Here is a 26,228-nt window from a genome sequence, read left to right on the forward strand (position 1 = left end):
TATAAAAGCATATTATTACAATAGCAGTATTGCCTGCGTATACGCTTGGCCTTTTATTTTTAGACTTGAGGAATATAAATAATGAGTTACTTTGGCACTGATGGTATCCGTGGAAAATTTGGTGAATTGCCTATTACCCCTGACTTTATTTTAAAACTGGGTTATGCGACTGGACAGGTGCTCATAGAAGCCAACGAAAATTCTACGCGCAAACCAAGTGTGGTCATCGGTAAAGATACTCGTCTCTCAGGTTATGTCATTGAAGCTGCTCTGCAAGCAGGTTTTAACGGGGCTGGCGTCGATGTTTATATGCTTGGTCCATTACCGACGCCAGCGATTGCACATTTGACTCGCAGTTTTAATGCCGATGCAGGTGTGGTTATCTCAGCGTCACATAATCCTTATTATGATAACGGTATCAAGTTCTTCTCAGGTAGTGGCAAAAAAATCAGTGATGAGATGCAGAATGCCATCAACGAAAAACTAGCAGCGATTATAAATGACACGGATAGTAAAGAAGCAGCGATGCCGATTCTTGATCCAGCAAATTTGGGCAAAAACCGCCGAATTGACGATGCAAAAGGTCGATACATTGAATTTTGCAAAGGCAGCTTCCCATATCAGTATGATCTTAGCCATCTGACCGTCGTGGTTGATTGTGCCAATGGTGCAGGCTATAGCGTCGCACCTAGAGTCATGCGGGAGCTTGGTGCTAATGTTATCGCTATCAATAACACTCCAGACGGCATCAATATCAATGCTGAGTGTGGCTCTACCCATCCTGAAGGTCTGCAAAAAGCGGTGCTTGAGCATGAAGCAGATGTTGGTATCGCATTAGATGGTGACGGCGATCGCATTGTGATGGTTGATGAGACAGGTAAGCTGGTTGATGGTGACGGTATCTTATATGTGCTCGCGACCCAAGGACTCACCAAAGCGCAAGGCGTCGTTGGTACGCTTATGAGTAATATGGGATTAGAGTTAGCACTAAAGGCGGCTGACATTGATTTTACTCGTGCAAAAGTAGGCGACCGCTATGTCATGCAAGACTTGGAGGCCAATGGTTGGATACTAGGCGGTGAGCCATCTGGACATATTCTGTGCCTGGACAAAAGCCGTACAGGCGATGCGATCATAGCAGGGTTGCAAGTATTGGCTGTGATGCAAGCGCAAGGACGTGCACTGAGTGAGCTGGTCGAAGGATTTGACGTACTACCACAGAAGCTGGTCAATGTACGCTTGTCTCAGATGCAAGACCCATACAAGCATGAAGAACTGGTCGCCGCTTTTGACAAAGCACAGACGACTTTAGAAGGTCGTGGTCGTCTTCTTATTCGCCAATCAGGTACAGAGCCTATGATTCGAGTCATGGTTGAGTCTGATGATGAGATAGAGTGTGATGTGATGGCAAATGATTTGGCCGAACTTATCAAGTCGGTATTAGGCTAATAGTATTCAAAGCTTAATATTCAAAGCTTAGCACTCAAGATTACAATGTTGAGATGTCATAATTTTATAATAAGGAATGACCATGAGCATGGACTTTACCGACCAGCGCCTTTCATATGAAAAAGGCGCGCTTGATCAACAGTCAGTACCAGCGTCACCATTTGAGCTATTTAAGGTTTGGATGGATGAGGCAATAGCGCAAAAAGTGCAAGAACCTTATGCTATGAGTTTGGCAACTTGCGGTGCAGACAATAAGCCTAGCGTCCGTATCGTGTTACTGCGTGAAATTACGGATACAGGTATTATTTTTTATACCAATTATGACAGCGCGAAAGGACAGGACGTTGCAGCAAACCCCAATGCTGAAGCGCTGTTTTTTTGGCATGAGCTGGAGCGCCAAATTCGTATTAGTGGTCGTATTGCTAAAATTGACGCTGAAAAATCTGCTGCCTATTTTCAAAAACGTCCACATGATAGCCAAATAGGTGCTTGGGTCAGTCAACCGCAAAGTGGTGAAGTCACCAATCGTGAGGTGATGGAGCAAACGTTCGAGCAACTTCAGGCCAAATATCCAGAAAACACCACAGTGCCAACGCCAGCGTTTTGGGGTGGGTATGAGATTATGGTTGAAAAAATCGAGTTCTGGCAAGGTCGCGCCAACCGTATGCATGACCGCATCGTATATACGCAAGATGGTGATAGCCAAAGCGCTGAAAGCTGGACGACCAAGCGTCTACTACCATAGTGTTTGGCTGATTTTGAAATCCTAGCTCATTTAAAAGTATAAAAAAGCCACTCTATATCCAGTCTCTCGGGTATTTAGAGTGGCTTTTTTATATCAGTTATTTGCTTTATTTGGCTTTATTTGTCATTGGTATCGACATCCACAGAGACGGACATACCAGGACGCAAGCGTGCAAGCTCAGGTTGGTTCGGATCCAAGTCGATACGTACTGGGATGCGCTGCGCAATTTTTATATAGTTACCTGTCGCAGGATTGGCGGCACCTGCACTAAACTCACTGCCAGTGGCTGGTGAGATGTTGCTCACATGACCTGTGAATTTGGCACCGCCAAGCGCATCCACATGAATAGTAGCTGGTTCGCCGATTGCCATACTAGCTATTTGGGTTTCCTTAAAGTTTGCGATAATCCAAATGCCTTTTGGCACGATATACATGAGCTGGGTGCCCGCGCTAACGTACTGGCCTTCTTTGACACTGACTTGGCTCAGCTGACCGGACTCAGGTGCTGTGATGATCGTATTATCGAGATTGATTTGTGCTTGCTTCACACCTGCCTCAGCACTTTTGATATTTGCGTCCAGCGAGGGTTGGGTGCCACTGGTTTTGGCGCGGTTTTGTTGCGCGGCTTGTAAATTGGCTTCAGCCTGTTGCACGCTTGCCTGTGCTTGAGCCAGCTTTGCTTTGATATGAGCCACTTCTGCTTTTGATACCGCACCGATAGCATCTAAGCCCTGATAGCGATTGACGTCTTCACGAGCGCTCTCGACATTGATTTTGGCGCTATATAAGTCTGCTTTGCGTGCTTCGATTTGTGCTTGGCTAGATTGCGTGTCTTGAACATTGGTAGAGCGGCTGGTGATCGCCACTTCAGTATTGGCCTCTGCTTGTTCAAGTTGCTGTTGAAACGTTCGGTCGTCTATTTTTATCAGTAGATCGCCCGCTTTTACATCAGCAAAATCCTGCACCGCCACTTCGGTGACATAGCCGGAAACTTGCGGACTAATAATAGTGGTTTGACCTTTGACAAAGGCGTTATTGGTTTGTTGCACCGTAGGCGTAAATGGCGGCAGTTTCCAAGCATATAAAATCAAGGCCGCACCAATGACAATCAGCGCAATCAATAATCCCAAATTTAGATAGGATTTTTTCTTGGGAGACCAGCCAGCCGTATTTGAGATGGGCTCTTTTGGCGGCATAGGCGTTTCATTATCATCGTCTTGATTTTCTATAGAGCCTTCTACAGAGTTATCCTCACGCACGCTATCAGGCGTATCAGTAGCTGCTTGTATCTCGGATGTATCCGTTTTCTTTTGCGTAGCGCTTGTAGCGGTCTCTACTGGAGCCGTAGCAGACTCTGTACGTGTGTCTGTTGCTGGAGCTTCAGTTGACGTCTGAGGTATTTTATTAAGCTCATTTGGTTTTTCTTGGCTCATGACGTGATCCTAAATGTTAATAAGCAGATATCTGATGGGTCTGACTATAAATGAATATGATAAAAAATCACTAAGATAATAAGTTGAATTATTTTGTTTCGCGCATCTTGGCGATGACGGCGAGCTCTTTGGCCAGTGGATTGCGCTTGTGGTAGCGGTTATAAAGATAATTGATGAGCAAAATAATCGTAACGGCAGTAGCAAGACAGGCCATCAGAAAAAACAGGTCGCTGTATGCTGCGACCGTTGCTTGGCGCTGAATGCCTTGCAGTACTTGGCTCATTGCACCGATATTTGCTTGGGCCGCGTCAGTAGTCTGATTCGACAGTACGTTACGAGTGCCTGCCACCTGGGCGCTAAATGCAGGATCGCCCAAATTCAATGAGCTGACCATATCTGCATAATGCATTTGTGTACGAATGGTCGTAAATGCCTGAATGGCTGCCGCACCTGCCAGTCCGCCAACTGTTTGGGAGATGCCAAAAATCACTGAAAAACTAATAATATATGCAGGGCCACTGCCAATAGCCCGCAAAAACCCTTCAAAAACCAAAGGCCCCATGAAATACACCGCGGCAAAGGCAATCAAAAACTGGCTGAGATAAAACATATAGGGTGCTGAATTAATAGATACACCAACATCCATCCAAGAACCTAAGGCAATCAATGCCACGGCAAAAATAACAGGTCGGCGCAAATCCATCGCATTGGTACTAAAAATACTAATAATCAAAGCCAGTGCACTGGCGGCTATAATAACAGCATAAAAAGTAACCAGCTGATCGTTACCGTAGCCGAGGTTAGCGAGCAATCCTGCCGCTCCGACGTTTTGCTCAGATAGCAAAATCCGCATAACAGCGCCCGTCACCATGAAGGCAATAATATTGCGGCTACGCATCCAGCGCACTTGTAGCATCGGATTTTTGCGATGCGTCTCAATCCATAACGCGATGCTAATCCCGACGATAGCAATCATCAGTGGATAGACGAGCCAAGGTGTCGTCCACCATAAAATTCGACCTTGTACCAAAACGACAGCCAATGCAGCCAGACCACTAGCAAAAAAACCAAAGCTTACAAAATCCAATTTCTCAAATACTTTTTCTGTATTCCCTGGTGGTAGCTCTAATATATTAATCAGCCCAAAACAAATCAGCGCCAGACCAAATTGAAATAAAAATAAGTTTTCAAGCTGACCGTCGATGGCGAGGTAGGGCGAGATGACACGTGATAATGGAATACCAAACTGTACCAGACCAAAACCCAATATGAGACCACTAGTACGTTTGACGGGTGGCATACCCTGAAGACAATAAAACAAGCCCAATACGGTCATACCACTTGCCACCATACCACTAAGTCCCCTAGCGACAATCTCTAAATAATAGGGCTCAATGCTAATATTAGGTGTGTCTAACAAGTGACTGCTGATCAGCCACTGTAGACTGGTGGCGGCTAACAAAAATGACAGGGTGATTTTGCTAAAAAGCGACATGCCAAATTGCTGACGAATTTTGTACAGCAGAACGGTGATACAGGCATTGGTCATATTATAACTGACCGATATCCAACCACCTTCAGCTGGCGTTAAGCCTAGCTGACCCTGAATTTGTGTCAGGTTGGCGACAAGTAGACCATTTTGGAAGCTGGCTGTGAGACCCACAAAAATCCCAATGAGCAAATAAAATACTTTACGGCGTGCCGGATGGTCAGGATTGGCTGGAGAGCCTACCATTATTGGCTGTTCGTGGGGCTTAAACTGGTATTCGTTACTCATGGGCGTACCACAATCTATATAAGGAAATAGAGTGAAATAGGACAGATGCCAGGCGGGGAGTCAGGTCAGTGCAGTTAGCATTTATAGCGTGAAACGCCAGTCAACTCACTGATGGTATCTGAAAGATAACCCAGAAAATTCAGAAAGGATTTTATCATAAATTTTATCGTGCTTTTGTCATCGACACGTAATTGATGGATGGTGCTGAGCAATTTATTTGCTCTACAGCTTAATTTTCTTATGTAACATTGATGACTATAATTCGATGGTTATTCATGCAATCGTAAAATAAAGCACGCATAAAAAACAGCTCTATACAGAGCTGTTTGTGTGTATCGGAAAATTGGTCTGTCAATTATGATGCAATGCTAAACAGATTGATCGTACTTAGCCTCTAGCTGCATAGCGCGCTGATAGCTATCAAGACGAGCCAGCTGTTCGGCATACTGTCTGATATTTGGATACGCGTCAAGCTTTTGGCGCTTAGCAAGAATGATTAAGTCAAATGACAGCATAAAATCAGCACCACTTAGTTTATCACCCACAATGAACGACTTACCTTCAACCGAAGCATCCAGATATTCAAACAATCTGGTTTTTTCTCTATCGATATAGCCATTCAAAAACTCATTGTCATCAATGCCTGCTTTTTTGGTAAATAGTTCAAGCATTAATGGCAACATCAGCGAGCTTTCTGCAAAGTCAATCCACTGTAGATAATACCCATAGTCCGAGCTGTCTGTCGCAGGACGTAGACGCTCGGGCGCAAATCGCTCAATCAGTAACTCAGTAATGGCCCCTGATTCAGCATAAATTTGGCCGTCCATCTCGATAACTGGAGATTTACCGAGTGGATGCACCGCTTTTAAAGAATCCGGTGCCAAATGAGTTTTGGCATCACGTTGGTAACTAACAACTTCGTAGGGCACACCTAGCTCTTCTAAAAGCCAAAGCGTACGTAATGAACGTGATTGATTAAGATGATGTAAGCGAATCATAATATCGACCTTAGGCATGGCTTGATTTATCGGTTTCTGAGTCCTAACCTTTTAGCTTGGCAACAAGGCGCGTAGCCGCTTCTTCTGAAGATGCTGGGTTTTGACCAGTGATCAATAAACCATCTTCCACGACAAACGATTCCCAATCGGCCGCTTTTTCGTAGTTACCACCATTAGCTTTTAATACGTCTTCTACTAGGAACGGTACTACGTCTGTTAGACCAACGGCATCTTCTTCTGAGTTGGTAAAGCCTGTGACTGTTTTGCCTTTTACTAAGTACTCGCCATCAACTTTCACGTTTTTAAGCGCGCCAGGTGCATGACAAACAAACGCGACAGGCTTATCTTGCTTAACAAAAGACTCAATCAGATTGATAGAGTTTTTGTCTACTGCCAAATCCCATAATGGGCCGTGACCGCCAGGGTAGAAAACTGAATCAAAATCTTCCGCTTTCATATCAGCAAGTTTTTTGGTATTAGCCAAATGTTCTTGAGCGTCTTTGTCTTCTTTGAAGCGCTTAGTATCTTTGGTTTGCGCGTCTTCTGTGTCACTACTAGGATCTAGTGGTGGTTGACCGCCAGCAGGCGAGGCCAAGGTTACGTTGACGCCTGCATCAAGAAATGCATAGTAGGGAGCTGCAAATTCTTCTAGCCAAAATCCTGTCTTTTTACCAGTATCGCCTAGACGGTCGTGTGAGGTTAGTACCATTAAAATATTCATGATTATCCTTATTTATTGTTTATATGTGAGTAAAGCAAATTATTGACAGCCACATTTTTATTGATAGGGGATTCATTCAAATGAAAAGCCAGATGACCAAAACGTTATCAGTATAATAAGTGGTGACCGCTAATATTATTCCTGCTTCAGACGTAACTTTCAGTAGTGATTTTAGCAAGTTGTGTTGTTAAGTTGTTGTTAACAATAGTTATTACCTATCGTCAATTATTTAACAGTCAATTATTTAACATAAGTTACTGAACGTCAGAGACCTTAACCACTGTTTTACCAAAGTTATCACCGTTTAACATACCGACAAAGGCTTCTGGTGCATTGTCTAAACCATCAGCGATGTATTCTTTGGTTTTGACGTCGCCTGACTCTACCCATTTGCTCATGGTTTCTAAGAACTCTGGGAAGTGGTCGCCATACTCTTCAAAGATAATGAAGCCTCTGACCGTGAGACGCTGACGGAGAATGAGTCCCATCAATTGACCTAGGCGGTCTTTGCCATCAGGTAGATCGGTTGCATTGTATTGTGAGACCAGACCGCATACGGGAATACGAGCATGATCATTTAATAATGGCATGACCGCATCAAACACGTGCCCACCGACGTTTTCATAATAGATATCGATACCATCTGGGCAGGCCGCTTTTAATTGCTCAGCAAAGTCATCGGCTCTGTGGTCGATACAGACGTCAAAGCCAAGCTCGTTGACCGCGAAATCGCATTTCTCTTTCCCGCCTGCTACACCAACAGTGCGAAGACCATATTGATTACCCACTTGACCGACCGTAGCACCGACAGGTCCAGTGGCTGCAGCGACAACTAACGTTTCGCCTTTTTGTGGTTTGCCGATATCAGTCAGACCCATGTAACCAGTGAAGCCGGGCATACCTAACACACCTAAACCATAAGAAGGGTTTGCCATGTTTTCGTCCAGTTTCAGGACGCCTTCGCCATCACTGACACTGTAGTCCTGCCAGCCGGAATTTGATATGACCAAATCACCGACAGCAAATTTATCGATATTAGACTCAACCACTTGCGCGACTGTGCCACCCATGATGACGTCACCGACTGCTAATGGGTCAGCGTAGCTTTTTGCATCGCTCATACGTCCACGCATATATGGGTCTAATGACAGATATACTGTGCGTAATAACATCTCGTTATCGTTTGGCGTTGGGATGTCGCTGGTTGTCAGATCAAAGTTGTCAGCGGTTGGCTCGCCGTTCGGGCGACTGGCAAGTTTGATTTGACGGTTGGTTTGTTGATGCTGCTCTTTATCGAAGCTCATAGTAGGACTCCTTTATATTTATTCATTGTCATTATTATAGAGGTATTAGATGTAGTAACTACTCAGTATTGAATTGAATATAGTCGAACCACTATTAAAGTGTTACAGCGTTAGACTCGTTTAGCCTACTACTGTAGTACTTGCACTCGTCTGCCTTGTACCACTTTTAATATTGATTGACTACAACTACTATAAATAGCATAACGTTATGTAGTTATTGTTACTGTCGCGATTTTTCTTATAATTCTTCTGACAGTTCTTGCTATATCGCTTATTAAGACGCTTTGCTAGTTACAGCACGCTGTAAGATACGACGTGAGACGTCCAAATCGTTTTTGCCGTGCTCACCAAGTTCGACCATGTTATGTGCATCGAGTTGCTTGATAATTGGATCAATCGCTGACTCAGTCAAATCGACGTCTTCTAGGCTCACTGGCAAGCCAAGTTCGCGGAAGAAGTTTTCAGTATAGACAATGGCCGTTTCGATGATGGCATCGTCGTCTTGGTCAGTATCAGTGATGTTCCATACGTTACGAGCATACTGGAGTAGTTTTTCTTTTTTGCTTTCTTTTAGCTCACGCATGACTGATGGCAAGACGATGGTCAAGGTACGTGCATGATCGATAGCGTGCAAAGACGTAAGCTCATGACCGACCATATGGGTTGTCCAGTCTTGTGGCACACCAGTACCGATCAGGCCGTTCAATGCCATCGTCGCTGTCCACATAATGTTCTTACGTGTTTCTAGGTTCTCTGGATCTTGCTTAACCACTAGGCCTTCATCGATAAGGATTTTGAGCAAGCTTTCAGCAAAAGCGTCTTGAACCTTGGCATTGACTGGATAAGTCAGATACTGTTCCATCACATGGACAAAGGCATCAGCAACGCCGTTCATAACCTGACGTTCAGGTAATGTAAGGGTTTTTACTGGATCTAGGATTGAGAATTTAGGGAAGGCCAGTGGGTTACCAAATGGTAGTTTTGCTTGACGTTCGCTATAGTTAATCACGCCGCCTGAGTTCATCTCAGAACCCGTTGCTGGGATGGTCAATACCGCACCTAGGTCAATAGCAGAATCGATGTTCTTGCAATAGCCCGTTAGCGCGTCCCAAGCTTGATCACGTGAGACCGTACCATCTTCTTCAGTTAATGAAGATACGAGTGCCACAAATTTACTGCCATCAATCACAGAACCACCGCCGACTGCTAATAAGAAGTCGATGTTTTGCTCATTCACCATATCGGCTGCTTTTAATAGTGTGGTGAATTCTGGGTTAGCTTCGATACCACCAAATTCAAATACAGTACGGTTACCGCTTGCCGCTAATGCAGTTTTTACTTCATCTAAAGTACCAGTACGCTGTGCTGAACCACCACCATAAGTAATAAGTACGCGAGCATCGGTAGGGACTAGGTCTGATAGTTGTTCGATTTGACCTTCACCAAAAACGATGCGGACTGGATTGTAATATTGAAAGTTATTCATAAAATTCCTAATGTTGATAAAAATGGTTCCGTCAAATATGTTGACGTTAAACAATGAGTGGTAAGCAATACTTATTTTATATTTGCTCTAAATGCTTGATGCGCATTGTACACCAATTAGACCAGTCGTCTAGTGGTTGTTTATAAATGATTACAAAACTCTCATACAATGTTTTTATCAAGCATTGGGTTTTTAAATAACAATATGATGTGTGAGCGCAAACATAAGCCCCCAATTTAGGGAGCTCTAATACCGAAAACGTTACTGTTTATTATCTTATTATCAACGTCCCATCTGAGTCGTCGTCATTTGCCAAATTTCCGCTAGGGGCGTATTCGTTTGGCTGATCTTAGCCATTAGGCTGGCACCAAGCCACGCGAAATACCAACGTTTGGCCATACTCTCAGCTGATATATTATCGTGGCGAGGTACAGACCCATCTATCCAGCCTGCCTTGATCTGCTCGGCGAGCCACATGGTCGTTTGTTGATAGCCGGTATCAAGTGCTTTACGCATGGTTTCTGATATATCAGCCACTTCTGCGCTTAGCTTCACTACCAAGCATTTCTCGTGATCACAGCCGTTCTGCTGGGTGTCGTACCAGTTTTGGAAGTAATCATATAGCTTTTGCTGGGCGCTCACATTTTGTGCATCGATGATATCAAGACGAGCTTTATATAAGCTGAAGTAATGATTGATGATGGCCTCACCAAAGGCTTCTTTTGAGGCAAAATAATGGTAAAAAGAGCCTTTAGGCACGCCAGCTGTGTCTAAGATTTGTTTGAGGCCGACAGCGGTAAAGCCTTTTTTGGCTATTAATTGGTAACCAGTGGCAAGCAAATGAGCTTTGGTATCGGGTGTGGTGCCAGTGTCTGTGATATTAGACATAAATAGAATTTTCTCCCTTGATAATCGTAGTAATAGGGTCGTCAGGTTTCATTTGAGCGTCATGTCGATGGCATATTCTAATGCTATATATTTATATGTGTTACGTTTTATCGACAATATTGGCTGAAAAAATAATCCTGTTTTACTAATATCTATGGTAGCATTAGACCAGTCGTCTATCAAGGTAGGTTTTGTTCTTATCAGTTATCATAAATTTTCGATTTTAATTTATGTCAATTTGTGATTTAACCATAACTGTGAGTATCTTACCTATAAGACAGCTTCAACTATTTTATTCAAAGTACTGAAAATAAATTTTTATATAACAAAGCAAAAATAAGGATAATTATGTCAAGCAATGATAATAGCAGTAATGCCTATAGCGATTTTCATTTGCAATTCATTGGCGGTGAATGGCAAAAAGGTAAAGATGATAGCATTAATACTGATACCAATCCCTACAATGGCGATACGATTGTAGAAATTCAGCAAGCGACTAAAGACCAGCTTGATGAAGCATACGATGCTGCCGACCAAGCGCAAGCCAAATGGGCAAAAACGACGCCAGCTGAGCGTGCAGCTGTTATGTATAAGGTAGTCAGTATCCTAGATCAGCGCCAAGAAGAAATCGTCGATTGGCTGATCAAAGAGTCGGGCAGTACACGCATTAAAGCCATGGTTGAATTTAGCTCGGCACGTGCCATCACGCTTGAAGCAGCGTCTTTTCCTAACCGCGTACACGGTGAGATTCGTCCCTCTAATACTCCTGGCAAAGAAAACTTTATTTATCGCGAGCCCATCGGAGTGGTAGCAGTCATTAGCCCATGGAACTTTCCGCTGCATTTAACCCAGCGTTCTATCGCACCAGCCCTAGCACTCGGTAACGCAGTGGTGCTCAAGCCTGCGAGCGACACACCCATCACTGGCGGTTTGTTACTGGCAAAAGTATTTGAAGAAGCGGGTCTGCCAAAAGGTTTATTAAACGTCGTGGTCGGCTCCGGCAGTGAGATAGGCGATGCCATCGTCGAGCACAAAGCGCCAAGCTTAGTATCATTTACAGGCTCAACCTCAGTAGGCCAGCACATCGGTGAGCTAGCAAATGGCGGTGAGTATATCAAACAAGTCGCGCTTGAGCTTGGCGGCAACAGTCCATTTGTGGTACTCAAGGATGCTGACATTGAGCAAGCAGTCAAAGCCGCTGCTTTTGGTAAATTCTTGCATCAAGGCCAAATCTGTATCGCGATCAATAGGGTTATCGTGGAAGACGAGATATATGATGACTTCGTAGAGCGTTTCTTGGCACATGTCAAAACATTGAATGTCGGTGATCCAAGCAAGCAAGATACGGCTATTGGCCCTATCATCAACGAAAAACAACTCAAATCGCTCAAAGATAAAATCGCCAAAGCGCAGGACGAAGGCGCGAAAATGATACTCAGTGGTGAGATTGAAGGCCAAGTCGTACCGCCGCATATCTTTACTGAAGTCACTCGCGAGATGGATCTATCCTGTAATGAAGTGTTTGGACCATTGGTTGGTATCATTCGTGCTAAAGACGAAGATGATGCATTATCAATCGCCAATGACTCTATGTATGGCCTATCTAGTGCGGTATTCACTGCTGATATGCAAAAAGGTCTACGTTTCGCTCGTGGTATCAGAGCAGGTATGACCCATATCAATGACATCTCAGTGAACGACGAAAGTAACACGCCGTTCGGTGGTGAGAAAAACTCAGGTATCGGTCGCTTTAATGGTGAATGGGTACTAGAAGAGTTCACCAGAACGCATTGGATTTCAATGCAAAACAAGCCACGTCAGTATCCGTTCTAATAGCATTGCACTACGATAAATAATAAAAAAAGACCGCTTCGATAGCGGTCTTTTTTTGTGATGTTCGATGGTTGTGCTTGAACCTACTTATATTACAATTGGCTTTTAATCTAGTCATCTATCTGGCATGAAAGCCTAGTAACCCTTCAATCTCTTCGATACTCATACGTCTGACCAGCGCTTGCTCTTCTACTGACAAGCGATTGGTATGTTCTTTTATCATGGTATGGATGCTCCGAGATATTTCAGAGGTGGTGGCGTAATACATTTGTGGCTGCTCTTTCGTCAGTCTCATCAAGAAACGATTGATAAGTTTACGTTTCTCGTCTGATTTATTTTCTTCAGTCGTAGTATTATTTTGAGTCATGGTATTCTCCTAGATGTAGGCCATTTAAGCAGTCCGGAGCATGAGAGTCAATGGCGATAAGTAGATTTTAGCTTGGATAATTACTACCTTGCTAGTAGGTTATTAATGCCATGAGTCAACACGCCCTAATTAAAAGCTATCGAACAATAAGAGGTTTATGCCATGTCCCATCAGCTATCTGGTAAAAATGTATTGGTTCTCTTTCACAATGACCTGCGAGTGATGGACAATGCCACGTTATCGAAAGCCGCCAAGCTCTCACGTGATGGGCGATTATTACTGGTTTATGCCTCATCCTTGATGGATATATTGGACAATCAAAACTCTCAGGCTGCTTATCATTATGACACGATGGGCGTCGCCCGCCAGCAATTTTTGCAAGAGAGTTTGGCGGACTTAAATACATCATTAGAGCTACTTGGCAACAAGTTGCTACATCTACACAAAACCCCAACGTCACCGAATAGCTTCATGCAGTTGAATGAGCTCATTGAGGCGCAGCAGGTGACAGATATCTGTGTCAGTAAAACAGACGACTATTATCAAAACCAAGTCTATGCGCTACTGCAGAATAAACATCCGCAGATATGTTGGCATATTGAGACAACGGTTACTTTGTTTGATGAATTACCGCTAAATGATTTGCCCAAAAGCTTTACGCAGTTCCGCAAAAAAATTGAAGCAGATTATGATTTATTGCATGCAGCACAAGACATCACTATTTGTGCGACGCCAGAGCGATTGGCCCCAATACCTGAGAGTCTGGTGGATAGGTGCGAGTACTTCTTTAAAGCAGGCGAAGATAATGCGCAGGCAATCTCCCAACAAAAACAGCAAGCGCCTAATTTCAAAGGTGGTGAGTCGAACGGGCTAAATCACTTAAAGAATTATTTCAATTCCGACGCGCCAAGTACTTATAAAATCACACGAAACGCGCTTGATGAATGGACGCATTCCACAAAATTTTCTGCTTGGCTGGCTAACGGCTCGTTGTCTATCAACACCGTATTGAATCGACTGCGCCATTATGAGCGTGATGTCATCGCAAATGACTCCACTTATTGGATATGGTTTGAGCTGCTTTGGCGTGAATATTTTTATTGGTACGCTGTCACCCATCAGCAAAAATTATTCTGGTTTAAAGGTATTGGTCAGCACACGCCATCAACCCAACTGGATCAGAAAAAATTAGAACAATGGAGAAATGGTGATACAGCATATCCTATTGTCAACGCCTGTATGAACCAATTGAAGGCAACAGGATATATGTCAAACCGTGGACGACAGTTAGTCGCCAGTTGCTTTGTCCATGAGTTGGGTCTTGATTGGCGTTATGGGGCGACTTACTTTGAGCAGCATCTTATCGATTATGACGTCGCCAGTAACTGGGGGAATTGGCAATATCTAGCAGGTGTGGGGGCGGATCCAAGAGGATGTCGGCAGTTCAATCTTGATAAACAAACCCAGCAATATGATCCAAACGGTGAGTTTATCCATCAGTGGCAAGGGGTATTAAAACAAGACAGCTAATCATAAGCGACCACTATCTTGGTTGTCTCTTTAGTCGTGGCAGCGCTTCAATGACACATCATGCTCTTTTGCATTAAACATAGCGATACTAGAGTATACAGATAGCGACCGCCAGACTACTCTCATGCGACTTAATAAGCATGCGGTAAAAAGGGGCTATCTCTTAGTCCCTTTTTTATCATTACGCGATATCAATATAAGAAGAGATTAGGCTTTGATAAGTTTGGGTCGAGCTTTATCAATGGCTTTTATCAGTGCCTTCTCAAACTCACCGTCTTTGAACCTAACAAGATAAGAGTGTGCGGCACAAAAATTTCGAACATCGCGCCACTCATGTGCTAGGTTGGTTGCCCAGTCGCAATATTGTGCGCCTGCATTTGGCTTGTCTTTGAGTGCTTTTTTGGTGGTAGGGTGCAATATCAGCTCAGGCAATACCGCTTCTAACAGCTTGATGGGCGGACTCATAAACGTATCATCAACGTGTAAGCTTTGGCTGGCAGGATGATAGGCCAACAAGGAGCCTGCATGAATCATCTCATTAGGCGATATATAGTAAATGCCCTCTGACATTGAAAATTTAAGCTCAGGGTAGCGCTCAGCGACTGCATCACTCTCTACCAAATCGTCAGCCCAGCGCACTTCTGGTATCTTTTTATGATGGCGACTACTGCCGTAAAACGTGGCTTGAGGGAAGTCTTTTGCCATTTGCGCACAATATACAGTATGGAATGGATGAACGTTTAGCACCGCCTCGACATCTTGACCATTATTGGTGAGCGCCATGACTTCGTCTCGAACGTCACCTGTTAAGGCGTAGCTGTCCAAAAATACAAAGCGTCCTGAGGATAGCTTGACCAGTGAGCACTGGGTACCAATGTTTATCACACCGCCGATACGGAATGACCCGCGTATGTTCCAAAATCCTGCCCCTAAATCATGAATTTTATCTGACATTTATCGTTTTCCTTATGTAATAGATTGAATCAACAAGTGATTGTTTTTCTTGTCGAAATTTTTATATTTTACATTTTTCTTAGAGTCGTTATTTTGCCTCAAGCTCGCTACGCGCGTTATCAATAGCAGATAATAACGCTGCTTCAAATTGGCCTTCTTCAAATACGACTAATCCTGAATGTGCACCGCAAAAATGATGTACGCTGCGCCATTCGTGTGCAAGATCTATCGCCCAATCACAATAGGCTTTGCCAGCGTCGGGCTCATCTTTTAGTGCTTGTTTGGTGGTGGGGTGTAAACCTAGGTTTGGCTGTACGGCATCAAACAGCTTAGAAGGTGGTATCTCAAACGTATCATCGACATATATACTTTGGCTGGCAGGATGATAGACCAATAGTGAGCTTGCATGGACTGACTCATCAGGGGCGATGTAGTAGATGCCCTGAGGTAGGGAGAACTTCAGCTCAGGATAACGCTCAGCGACCGCATCGCTTTCGACCAAATCCTCTGCCCAGCTTACTTCTGGTACTTGTTTTGGGTGTCGACTACTACCGTAAAACGTGGCTTGCGGAAAGTCTTTAGCCATTTGCGCACAATGTATCGTATGAAATGGATGAACATTTAAGACGGCTTCGACATCTTGACCATCATTGGTCAATGCCATCACTTGCTGACGAACCTCGTCTTTTAAAGTATAGCTGTCCAAAAAAATAAATCGGCCTGATGATAGCTTTATAAGCGCACATTGGACGCCGATATCCATAATGCCGTTTTTTATAAATGACCCTCGAATACTCCAAAATCCTGCACCTAAATCGTAAATCTCATCATTCATTGACATGACTCCTTAATCGTTTAGTTGTTCAATTATTTTGCTTATTGATAGGTAGCACCCTATGATTATTGATTTTTGAGCGCGTAAAGTCTGTAATAGAAAAGATATAAGCAATGTAGATGTGTAAAAATAAAAAGTTGTTAGGTACATGTCATCATTGAGGGTATAGATCCAATTCTTTATTCTAAATGGAGAGTCTAACCAAGCGCCAATAACACATTTAAACCTGAGTATATCGGTTGGTGTGCTAACATGCTTTTCTGGTCATTATGATAAATAGATATCCTGTATGGCTGTGCACCTCCTTCATAGTTTCACATTATATTCTTTCATTATCCAAGCCAATGACGCCTCCTTGTCATAGCATAATCAATTATAGTAAGCGCCCTTGTGAATAATTCTAAAGATAAAAATCAAAATTTTGCACCAAAGACAGTAGCCTCATCCAGTCACTCTACGTCGTGGATATTAAAGCTCACGATTGGCCTGATTGGTATGTTTGCTTTTTTACAGGTGTACTCTATCCAAGCCGTGCTGCCAGTCATGATGGTGGACTTTTCTGCGACGGAAGTGCAAGCGGGCATGATCGTTGGCGCTACTGTATTGGCCATTGCCATCATGTCACCATTTTTGGGTATGCTCTCAGATGCCGTCGGGCGCAAATCCTTTATCGTCGGTGCTTTGTTATTTTTGGCCATACCAACAGCGCTGATTGCCCAAAGCTCGAGTATTGAATGGGTCGGTATTTGGCGTTTTATGCAAGGACTTTCTGTACCCGGTATTACGGTGGTGACGATTGCTTATATCGGTGAGGAGTTTGAGGGCCGAGCAATGACTGATCTGATGTCCTTTTATGTGTCAGGAAGCGTGCTTGGCGGCTTTATGGGCCGGTTTTTGATGGGGCATTTGCATGAATTGATTGGCTGGCGTGACGGTTACTATGTGATGACAGCGATGACTTTGTTGGGGGCGATATGGGTTGGCAAGATGCTACCATCGTCTCGTCACTTTGAGGCCAATCCTAATTTTCGCTCAGCGATACAGACGTTAGGTGAGCATGTCACCAATCGTTATGTGGTGACCGCTTGTCTGCTTGGCGCTTGTGTGCTGTTCTCCCTTGTAGGCTGCTTCACTTTTATCAACTTACATTTGGCGGATAAGCCTTATGAGCTTGGTACAGGTGCGCTCGCCAATATTTTTGCCGTGTATTTGCTTGGTGTGATTATTACGCCACTATCAACGACCTTGCTGCGCCGGTTTGGCTCAGCACGTACGGTTCGGGTAGCCATCATTATCTCCATGATTGGAGTTCTGTTGACCTTGGTGACCCCACTATGGGGGGTAATCATAGGACTTGCTGTTATGTCATCTGGTGTGTTTATTACGCAGTCAGCGACCATCAGCTATATTGCTGTTAATGTCAAAAAAGGTCGATCATTGGCATCAGGCTTATATTACATGGGCTATTACACAGGCGGTACACTTGGAGCGTGGCTGGGTGGTATAGCCTATGCGCGAGGGCAGTGGTCTCTTACCGTATGGTTGTTATTGTTTGTTCAGGTATTGGCACTCTTGATAGCCAGTTTTGGGATGATTAAAACGACAAGACGCGCCACTTAACGGTATATCAGGTATTATCTATGTTTGGTTACCCGTCTTATGATACGTAATGTAAGGTCGCTTTACATGGTGATGGTTTTTTCTTACTATCAAAGAGGTATTCAATCTTATTGCGGTCAGTGAAGCTTGTTGCTTTTACTGCGCCAAAACCGATTGGTATTCAGCAGGACGCTATCAACAGTAATAATGACTCTATATTATAAAAATAGTGTGGTTATAGCGGTTCATTCTGTATTAGTATGTCTTATTGCTACTTATTTATTACTATCTATAACTTATAAGCGCGACAAACAAGGAAGTTAGGTCTATGTCAAATATGTACCATGGTGCCCCCTCTGCCTATGATTATCCATTACTGGTCAAGCAGCTCTTAAACCGTGCAAAAACAGTGTCACAAGACCAAGAGATTGTCTATGCGGACAAAAAGCGACTCACTTACAAGGACTTGTTTGAGCGTATCAATCGCTTGGCAAACGTACTTGCTGACCTGAACCTTGATGCAGGCGACATCGTTGCCGTTATGGACTGGGACAGCAATCGCTATCTTGAGTCTTATTTTGCGGTACCGATGTCAGAGTACATTCTACAAACTGTCAATATCCGTCTATCACCAGAAAAAGTCCTCTACACCATCAACCATGCCAAGCCTAAAGTGCTGATGCTAAACTCTGAGTTTGCGCCATTGGTCAAAGACTATCAATTTGAAAATTCTAGTATCGAGCACATTATTTGGCTAGACGACAATGGTTTGACCGCTGAAGGGGTTTTTGGCAGTAATCAAAGCCGCGTGACAGGCGAGTATGAAGCATTGCTAGAAGCTGCTGATAGTCATTTTGACTTTCCAGACTTTGATGAAAATACCATCGCGACGACCTTTTATACCTCAGGTACGACAGGGAATCCCAAAGGCGTTTTCTTTAGTCACCGTCAGTTGGTACTGCACAGTCTAGCGGAAGCGGCAACATTGGGTATGCTACCAAATAAGCAAGGTGTTAGCTACGGTGATGTCTATATGCCGATGACGCCGATGTTCCACGTACACGCATGGGGTTTCCCATTTACAGCAACGATGGTGGGTCTAAAGCAAGTCTATCCAGGACGTTATGCGCCTGATAGCTTGCTGGATTTGATCCTCAATGAAAAGGTGAGTATCACACATTGTGTGCCAACGATTTTGCAGATGGTGCTCAAAGAGGCGCAAGATCGCGATGCCAGCTTTAATGGGCTAAAAATGATCATTGGTGGTTCAAGATTGACCGAAGGGCTAGCAAAAACAGCAATGTCTCAAGGCATCGAAGTTTACACCGGCTACGGTATGTCAGAGACGGCACCGCTTATCAGTCTGACTGAATTTAGTCTCAATGAGCCTGAAATGACGGAAGATGAAGACATCGCCCGTCGCTGTATGACAGGTAAGCCAGTGCTTATGGTCGATGCACAAGTATGGGGTGAGGGCAACAAACCAGTAGGTAAGGGTCAAGAGAATACGGGTGAGCTGGTGCTACGGGCACCTTGGTTGACCCAAAGCTATTTCAAAAATGACGACGCTGGTAAGGAGCTGTGGGAGAGTGGCTATATGCACACTCAAGACATCGCTTACATACGTCCTGATGGTTATATTAAAATCACTGATCGCCTAAAAGATGTGATCAAATCAGGGGGCGAGTGGATCTCATCGCTTGAGATTGAGACGATTTTATCACTGCATCCATCCGTAGCGGATGTCTCAGTGATTGGCGTTCGGGATAAGCAATGGGGCGAGCGCCCGTTGGCTTTGGTGGTACTAAAACCAAATGCTCAAGAAACCAGTGCTGACGATATTAAAGCCATTGCAGAAAAAGCGGTAGAGCGCGGTATCATTCCTAAATATGGCGTGCCAAGTCAATTTAAATTCGTTGATGAACTGCCAAAAACCTCTGTTGGCAAGCATGACAAAAAAGTCATGCGTGAGATGTATGCCAATCAAACTCAAGTATAATATTATCTATCGATTGAATGTCAAAACGCTTGTGCTCATCAAAATGTAATGCGTGTTGCACGCTTAACAGTTGACCTTTGTGATGGGCTCTGCTACATTTTAAACCGATACATAACGTATCGGTTTTTTAATTCTGGCAAGGATGACCAGTATTTATCAGGACATTGTTTACCGCAGTCACAACAGTGTAGCGTTGATAAAGCCAATCGCGTACAAAGATCATATCACGCGATACAAGTGCAATAACAACTTACCAATGCGCCGATTATAAAAAATCTTATCCCATTTCTCGTTTATGCTAAGGACAGCTACTATGAGCGACCACGCCCAACACCCAGTCTCTACTCTAGCGGCAGACGTGCCCACGTTCGCGGATATTTATCATGATTCCATTATGGCTCGAGAGAATTTTTGGGCTGAGCAAGCAAAGCGCATCTACTGGCATAAAGAGCCTGAGCAGATTCTCGATGACAGCAATCTGCCTTTTGCGAAATGGTTTGTTGGCGGTGAAACCAATCTTTGCTATAACTGTGTCGATCGTCATCTGCCAGACCGTGCAGAGCAAGATGCCTTTGTGTGGGTGTCATCAGAGATCAATCAAGAGTTAATAGAAACCTTTCCAGCGGTCGTTGATTCGTTTAAAGATCTGGGCAATAACGTTGAGTTTTATACAGATTATGCCAAGCGCCGCCTGACTTATAATGATTTATACAAAGAAGTGAATTACTTCGCAGACGTGCTACAGCGTCATGGTATTGGCAAAGGCGACTGTGTCATTATCTATATGCCAATGATTCTAGAAGCAGCATATGCCATGCTGGCTTGTGCTCGCATTGGTGCTATACACTCAGTCGTATTTGGCGGATTTGCCGCGCATAACTTGGCGATCCGCATGGATGATGCTGAGGCAAAAATGGTCATTACAGTGGATGCAAGTCTGCGTGATGGTAAGGTTATTAACTATAAAAATCTCGTCAATCAAGGCGTTGAACAAGCAGCAACCAAGCCTGAGCATGTATTAGTTGTCAATCGTGGTATTTTACCGTTTGAGCCGAGAGGTGTTGACGTCGATTATGCGACTGAACGACGTCACAGCTGCGAGGCCCATGCAGTTGTGGCACCAGTTTGGCTTGAATCCAACACACCGTCCTATCTGCTTTATACCTCTGGTACGACTGGCACACCAAAAGGGGTGCAACGTGATACTGGTGGTTATGCAGTCGCGCTGACGACCTCGATGGATTATGTCTATGATGGTAAGGCAGGCGAGACATTCTGGGCGATATCAGATATTGGCTGGGCGGTTGGGCATTCGTATACGATTTATGCGCCACTGCTAGCGGGTATGACCAGTGTTATGTACGAAGGCTTACCACACTTACCGAACCCAGGTATCTGGTGGCGTATCGTTGAAGCTAATAAAGTTAATATTCTATTTACGGCGCCTACAGGCGTACGTATGCTCAAAAAGCAAGATGAAAGCTGGATGACGCGCTACGATGTGTCTAGTGTCAAGTCGTTCTTTTTGGCAGGTGAGCCGCTTGATGAGTCAACGGCTAATTGGTTATCTCAGCATTTAGGCGTACCGATTCTAGATCACTATTGGCAGACAGAGTCTGGCTGGCCGATCTTGAGCCATACACCAAAATTCAATCATAAACTGCACAAGCAGGGCTCGCCCGGCTATCCTATGTATGGCTATGAAGCGAAAGTCCTCAATGAGGAAACAGGTGAACCTTGCAGGGCGGGTGAAAAAGGGTTGCTTGCGATTAAAGCGCCACTACCACCTGGCTGTCTCACCACGGTATGGCGTAACGATGAGCGCTTTGTCAGCAGCTACTTTGGTCTGTTTGATGGCCAGCAGTATTCTACCTCAGACTATGCAGTGACAGATGAAGACGGTTACTTTTACATCTTGGGGCGTACCGATGACGTGATAAACGTCGCAGGCCATCGAATAGGTACGCAAGAGATAGAAGAAGCAATTAGTACTCATCCAGAGATGGCAGAATGCGCTGTGGTAGGCATCCAAGATGAGCTAAAAGGCGAGCTACCAATTGCGTTCTGCGTCCTAAAAGATCAATCGCAAGTCGAAACCACCGAAAACCGCTTCCGCATTGAGCAGCAAGTCATAGGTGCTGTGGTCAAATCCTTAGGCGGTATTGCAAGGCCGGCGGCCATTTATTTCCCGCAGGCATTGCCAAAGACGCGCTCTGGCAAAATCCTACGCCGATCTATTCGGGCGTTAGCAGAGGACAGGCCTACCGGCGACATGTCGACGCTTGATAATCCAGCCGCTATTGATGCGATTAAGCAATCGATGAAGGATTATTAGTTGGTATAGGCTAGCAAATATGTTGGTTCCGCCTAAAAACTAGGTTGATCTTATTAGAAGCTCATGAGCAATCATGGGCTTTTTGTTTCTACTATTTGGATAAATCGCCTTTAACAAAACAAACTTAGCGAAAATTTTGATAAAGCGCTTGACCGTAAAATTGATTTATTGTTATAGTCAATAACGATACAAAATAAATCATTTTAAAATTTTATTTTCTATAAATATTTTGCAAATAACTATTTATAGCGCTTAACTTTTAATGAATACTCAGATACCGTCACACGGTAGTCTCGCAAAAAAGATAAGGATATCTTATGCACCACGTTCAGCAGCTCATCAATGGTCAGTTCGTACAATCAAATACCGACGAATGGATTGATATCACCGATCCAGCAACTCAAGAAGTCATCGCAAAAGTCCCTCAAACCACCAATGATGAGATTAATCAAGCGGTTGCCGCCGCACAGACAGCGTTTGAAACCTGGCGCAAAACGCCAATCACCACACGTGCGCGTATTTTTTTGACCTATCAAACACTTATTCGCGAGCATATGGATGGGTTGGCAGAAATCTTGACCGCAGAGCAAGGCAAAACGATTGCTGATGCGCGCGGTGATGTGTTCCGCGGTCTAGAAGTGGTAGAGCATGCCGCTGGTATCGCCAATTTGCAAATCGGCGACTTTGTAGAAAACGTCGCATCAGGCGTTGATACTTATAGTATTTGGCAACCACTCGGTGTTTGTGCTGGTATTACGCCGTTTAACTTCCCCGCGATGATTCCGCTATGGATGTTCCCAATGGCGATTGCTACGGGTAATACATTCATCCTAAAACCGTCTGAACAAGATCCGATGGTGACTATGCGCTTAGTTGAGCTAGCGATTGAAGCGGGAGTACCAGAAGGCGTGCTGAACGTAGTGCACGGTGGCAAGGCTACCGTTGATGCTATCTGTGATCATCCAGATATCAAAGCGGTTTCTTTTGTGGGTTCTACCAACGTTGGTAAACATGTCTATGAGCGTGCCAGCCAATCAGGTAAGCGCGCCCAATGCATGATGGGTGCAAAAAACCACGGTGTTATCTTACCTGATGCCAATAAAGAGCAAACGCTCAATCAGCTAGCGGGCGCGGCGTTCGGTGCCGCTGGTCAACGCTGTATGGCATTGTCAGTGGTCGTGCTAGTGGGCGCAGCTGGTGAATGGATTGACGAGATTAAAGCCAAAGCAGAAAGTTTAGTTGTCTCAGCAGGTAAAAATGACAAAGATTTAGGACCATTGATTTCTCCTGCTGCAAAAGCCCGTGTCGAGCATTTGATTGGAACTGGGGTAGAAGAGGGCGCAAGTTTACTACTTGACGGTCGCGGAATTACTGTTGAAGGGTTTGAGAACGGTAACTTTGTTGGGCCGACTATTTTTGATAATGTCACAAGCGACATGCAAATCTATAAAGAAGAAATATTCGGTCCCGTACTGTGTATTATGCGCGCTGATAGCTTGGACGAAGCAATTGCACTGCTTAATGCCAATCCACATGGCAATGGTACCGCGATATTTACCCAGTCAGGAGCGGCAGCCCACAAATTCCAACAAGATATCCAAGTCGGTCAAATCGGTATTAATTTGCCAATACCTGTGCCACTTCCAATGTTCTCATTCTCAGGTTCACGTGGCAGTAAACTTGGCGACCTAGGTCCTTATGGCAAGCAAGCCGTACAGTTCTATACTCAGACGAAGACAGTGACGGCACGTTGGTTCGATGATGAAGCGAGCCGCGGTGTTAACACGACGATTTCGATTTAATCGTCGGATTACTGTATTTTCGGTATAACGTTAATACGACTTGCGGTACTATTGAACGCAATTTTATTATCGTTATGCCGTTATCATATAGCGCTAATGTCCTATAAAATCTCTGACCAGCGTTTTTATTAACGTTTATCTGAGATTTAAGCCCTCTATTTGATCTATAAGAACAAGGATGACCCTATGGATTTTTCATTGACCGATGACCAAGTTGCTTTTCGTCAAACAGCCCGTCAGTTTGCGCAAAAAGAGCTTAAACCGAACGCTGCTGAATGGGATCGCACCTCGCATTTCCCAGTGGACATCATCAAAAAAACGGGTGAGCTTGGTTTTTTGGGACTATACACCAATCCAGAATATGATGGCTTGGGCCTGCCAAGACTCGACTCAGCAATGGTATTCGAAGAGCTGGCATGGGGTGATACGTCCGTGGCGGCTTATATGAGCATTCATAATATGGCCGCCTGGATGATCGGTGAGTATGGTAGCGAACCCTTATGCAAAAAATACTTGCCCAATATGGTCAGCGGTGAGTGGCTTGGCAGCTATTGCTTAACAGAGCCAAATGCAGGCTCTGATGCGGCCTCACTCCGTACCAAAGCGGAGAAGCAAGGCGATTACTACGTATTAAACGGTGAAAAAACCTTTATCTCTGGCGCAGGCTCGACCGATGTATTGGTGGTGATGGCGCGTACTGGTGGTGCTGGGCCAAAAGGTGTATCAGCGTTTGTTGTAGATGCCAATAGTGCTGGTATCGAATACGGCAAAAATGAGCATAAGATGGGCTGGAAAGCACAGCCGACACGAACGATTAGCTTTAAAGATGTCAAAGTCCCAGCAGAAAACCTGATAGGCGAAGAAGGTCAAGGTTTTCGTATCGCGATGAAAGGTCTAGACGGTGGTCGTATCAATATCGGTATTTGCGCGGTAGGAACGGCGCAGGCTGCATTAGAGACGGCAACCAGTTACGTACAAGAGCGCAGTCAATTTGGCAGTCCAATTGCTAGCTTACAGTCGGTACAGTTTAAACTTGCTGATATGTTGACTCAGACCATCGCTGCACGGCAAATGCTGTATCTTGCAGCGAGTAAAGTCGATAACAATGATGGGCAAGCGTCTACCTACTGCGCAATGGCCAAGCGTCTCTCCACCGACCTTTGTTTCGATGTTGCCAATGAAGCTCTGCAATTGCACGGCGGCTATGGGTATTTAAACGAGTATCCGCTCGAGCGTCATGTACGAGACTTACGTGTGCACCAAATTTTAGAAGGCACCAATGAGATCATGCGCGTGATTATTTCACGTCAAGTCTTGCAAGATGAAGGGCTAAGCCAACTTCGCTAATTTATCTCGATCTACTGAAACAAGGATGTTTTATGACAGATTATACCAATCTACAGCTATCGATCGATGGTCATACCGCAACATTGACGTTGAACAATCCACCTGCACATACGTGGACGATGGATAGTCTGCATGCGCTTAAGCAGCTCATCACAGATCTCAATGCCAATGACGATGTTTACGCATTAATCGTGCATGGAGATGGTGAAAAATTCTTCTCGGCTGGTGCAGATTTAAACAATTTTTCAGATGGTGATAAAGGCCGTGCGATAAGTATGGCGATTGCATTTGGTGAGGCGTTCGAAGCCCTGTCTGCCTATCGTGGTGTCAGTATCGCCGTCATCAACGGCTATGCGATGGGCGGTGGACTGGAGTGTGCGCTCGCGTGTGATATCCGTATCGCAGAAGCGCACGCCCAGATGGCACTGCCAGAGACAGGTGTGGGATTACTGCCCTGTGCAGGCGGTACGCAAAACCTACCTTGGCTAGTGGGTGAAGGTTGGGCCAAGCGCATGATACTGTGCGGTGAGCGCGTTGATGCAGAGACCGCATTGCGTATCGGTCTGGTTGAAGAGGTCACGGCAAAAGGTGAAGGTTTGCAAGCCGCTCAAGATTTGGCAAAAAAAGTCGCTAAGCAATCACCCGTCGCCGTCAGTTATTCTAAAGCGCTGATTCAAGCGGCTAGAGACACGCCACCTGCACAAAATCTTATTCATGAGCGTGAAGCTTTCGTTAAGCTATTTGACACAATGGATCAGCGTGAAGGGGTGCAAGCCTTTTTAGAAAAGCGTCAACCCAATTGGCAAAACAAATAAGCATTGCTTAA

Annotated in this window: 20 protein-coding genes; 10 read left to right on the plus strand and 10 right to left on the minus strand. The window is 44.6% G+C overall.

The window, feature by feature from the left end:
- Positions 1 to 81: 81 nt before the first annotated feature.
- Together glmM and pdxH are read left to right on the plus strand one after the other, a co-directional pair.
- On the plus strand, positions 82 to 1,449 hold the full coding sequence (glmM, locus tag GYK50_RS05750) for a phosphoglucosamine mutase (protein ID WP_212564438.1): 1,368 nt from the start codon (positions 82 to 84) through the stop codon (positions 1,447 to 1,449).
- Between the two features lie 88 nt (positions 1,450 to 1,537).
- On the plus strand, positions 1,538 to 2,194 hold the full coding sequence (gene pdxH / locus GYK50_RS05755) for a pyridoxamine 5'-phosphate oxidase (protein WP_071003626.1): 657 nt from the start codon (positions 1,538 to 1,540) through the stop codon (positions 2,192 to 2,194).
- 116 nt (positions 2,195 to 2,310) lie between these two features.
- Here the strand turns inward: pdxH and GYK50_RS05760 are convergent, their stop codons facing one another.
- The 7 genes from GYK50_RS05760 to GYK50_RS05790 form a co-directional block, all read right to left on the minus strand.
- On the minus strand, positions 2,311 to 3,627 hold the full coding sequence (locus GYK50_RS05760; protein WP_083328825.1) for an HlyD family secretion protein: 1,317 nt from the start codon (positions 3,625 to 3,627) through the stop codon (positions 2,311 to 2,313).
- 88 nt (positions 3,628 to 3,715) lie between these two features.
- Positions 3,716 to 5,404 carry an efflux MFS transporter permease gene (locus GYK50_RS05765; protein WP_212564439.1) on the minus strand — a complete coding sequence of 563 codons (1,689 nt, stop codon included), beginning with the start codon at positions 5,402 to 5,404 and terminating at the stop codon, positions 3,716 to 3,718.
- Positions 5,405 to 5,772: 368 nt separating this feature from the next.
- The gene (locus GYK50_RS05770) at positions 5,773 to 6,402 is read right to left on the minus strand and encodes a glutathione S-transferase family protein (RefSeq protein ID WP_071003624.1); all 630 of its coding nucleotides are present in this window, start codon (positions 6,400 to 6,402) and stop codon (positions 5,773 to 5,775) included.
- Between the two features lie 43 nt (positions 6,403 to 6,445).
- Positions 6,446 to 7,123, minus strand: a complete 678-nt coding sequence (locus tag GYK50_RS05775) for a type 1 glutamine amidotransferase domain-containing protein (protein ID WP_212564440.1) — start codon at positions 7,121 to 7,123, stop codon at positions 6,446 to 6,448.
- 254 nt (positions 7,124 to 7,377) lie between these two features.
- Positions 7,378 to 8,427 carry an NADP-dependent oxidoreductase gene (locus GYK50_RS05780; protein ID WP_212564441.1) on the minus strand — a complete coding sequence of 350 codons (1,050 nt, stop codon included), beginning with the start codon at positions 8,425 to 8,427 and terminating at the stop codon, positions 7,378 to 7,380.
- Between the two features lie 274 nt (positions 8,428 to 8,701).
- Entirely contained in the window at positions 8,702 to 9,913 is a 1,212-nt protein-coding gene (locus GYK50_RS05785) for an iron-containing alcohol dehydrogenase (RefSeq protein WP_212564442.1), read from the minus strand.
- 282 nt (positions 9,914 to 10,195) lie between these two features.
- Complete coding sequence (locus GYK50_RS05790) at positions 10,196 to 10,801, minus strand: TetR/AcrR family transcriptional regulator (protein WP_212564443.1); 606 nt, start codon at positions 10,799 to 10,801, stop codon at positions 10,196 to 10,198.
- Between the two features lie 348 nt (positions 10,802 to 11,149).
- Between GYK50_RS05790 and GYK50_RS05795 the strand changes: the two genes are divergently transcribed.
- The gene (locus GYK50_RS05795) at positions 11,150 to 12,634 is read left to right on the plus strand and encodes an aldehyde dehydrogenase family protein (RefSeq protein ID WP_212564444.1); all 1,485 of its coding nucleotides are present in this window, start codon (positions 11,150 to 11,152) and stop codon (positions 12,632 to 12,634) included.
- Positions 12,635 to 12,752: 118 nt separating this feature from the next.
- Here the strand turns inward: GYK50_RS05795 and GYK50_RS05800 are convergent, their stop codons facing one another.
- A complete protein-coding gene (locus tag GYK50_RS05800; protein WP_212564445.1) occupies positions 12,753 to 13,001 on the minus strand; it encodes a hypothetical protein in 249 nt (82 codons plus the stop codon).
- Positions 13,002 to 13,163: 162 nt separating this feature from the next.
- Between GYK50_RS05800 and GYK50_RS05805 the strand changes: the two genes are divergently transcribed.
- Entirely contained in the window at positions 13,164 to 14,531 is a 1,368-nt protein-coding gene (locus GYK50_RS05805; protein ID WP_212564446.1) for a DASH family cryptochrome, read from the plus strand.
- Positions 14,532 to 14,738: 207 nt separating this feature from the next.
- Here GYK50_RS05805 and GYK50_RS05810 read toward each other — a convergent pair whose 3' ends face one another.
- Both GYK50_RS05810 and GYK50_RS05815 read right to left on the minus strand, forming a co-directional pair.
- On the minus strand, positions 14,739 to 15,485 hold the full coding sequence (locus GYK50_RS05810) for a hypothetical protein (RefSeq protein ID WP_071001720.1): 747 nt from the start codon (positions 15,483 to 15,485) through the stop codon (positions 14,739 to 14,741).
- Positions 15,486 to 15,573: 88 nt separating this feature from the next.
- Positions 15,574 to 16,320: a hypothetical protein gene (locus GYK50_RS05815; protein ID WP_212564447.1), complete on the minus strand. Its 747-nt coding sequence runs from the start codon at positions 16,318 to 16,320 to the stop codon at positions 15,574 to 15,576.
- Positions 16,321 to 16,785: 465 nt separating this feature from the next.
- Here GYK50_RS05815 and GYK50_RS05820 point away from each other — a divergent pair, with 465 nt between their 5' ends.
- The 6 genes from GYK50_RS05820 to GYK50_RS05845 all read left to right on the plus strand — a co-directional run bounded on the left by GYK50_RS05820 (position 16,786) and on the right by GYK50_RS05845 (position 26,217).
- Positions 16,786 to 17,940 (plus strand): MFS transporter, encoded by a 1,155-nt coding sequence (locus GYK50_RS05820; protein WP_265088265.1) that lies wholly within the window; start codon positions 16,786 to 16,788, stop codon positions 17,938 to 17,940.
- Positions 17,941 to 18,247: 307 nt separating this feature from the next.
- Positions 18,248 to 19,918 carry a fatty acid--CoA ligase gene (locus GYK50_RS05825; RefSeq protein WP_071001717.1) on the plus strand — a complete coding sequence of 557 codons (1,671 nt, stop codon included), beginning with the start codon at positions 18,248 to 18,250 and terminating at the stop codon, positions 19,916 to 19,918.
- Between the two features lie 313 nt (positions 19,919 to 20,231).
- Complete coding sequence (locus GYK50_RS05830) at positions 20,232 to 22,253, plus strand: propionate--CoA ligase (protein ID WP_420070477.1); 2,022 nt, start codon at positions 20,232 to 20,234, stop codon at positions 22,251 to 22,253.
- A gap of 317 nt (positions 22,254 to 22,570) precedes the next feature.
- On the plus strand, positions 22,571 to 24,055 hold the full coding sequence (locus GYK50_RS05835) for a CoA-acylating methylmalonate-semialdehyde dehydrogenase (RefSeq protein WP_071001715.1): 1,485 nt from the start codon (positions 22,571 to 22,573) through the stop codon (positions 24,053 to 24,055).
- A 186-nt stretch (positions 24,056 to 24,241) separates the two neighbouring features.
- Positions 24,242 to 25,402, plus strand: a complete 1,161-nt coding sequence (locus GYK50_RS05840; protein WP_071001714.1) for an acyl-CoA dehydrogenase family protein — start codon at positions 24,242 to 24,244, stop codon at positions 25,400 to 25,402.
- Between the two features lie 32 nt (positions 25,403 to 25,434).
- Positions 25,435 to 26,217 (plus strand): enoyl-CoA hydratase, encoded by a 783-nt coding sequence (locus tag GYK50_RS05845; protein ID WP_071001713.1) that lies wholly within the window; start codon positions 25,435 to 25,437, stop codon positions 26,215 to 26,217.
- Positions 26,218 to 26,228 lie beyond the last annotated feature (11 nt).

This window comes from Psychrobacter pacificensis (assembly GCF_018336615.1).
Taxonomy (GTDB): domain Bacteria; phylum Pseudomonadota; class Gammaproteobacteria; order Pseudomonadales; family Moraxellaceae; genus Psychrobacter; species Psychrobacter pacificensis.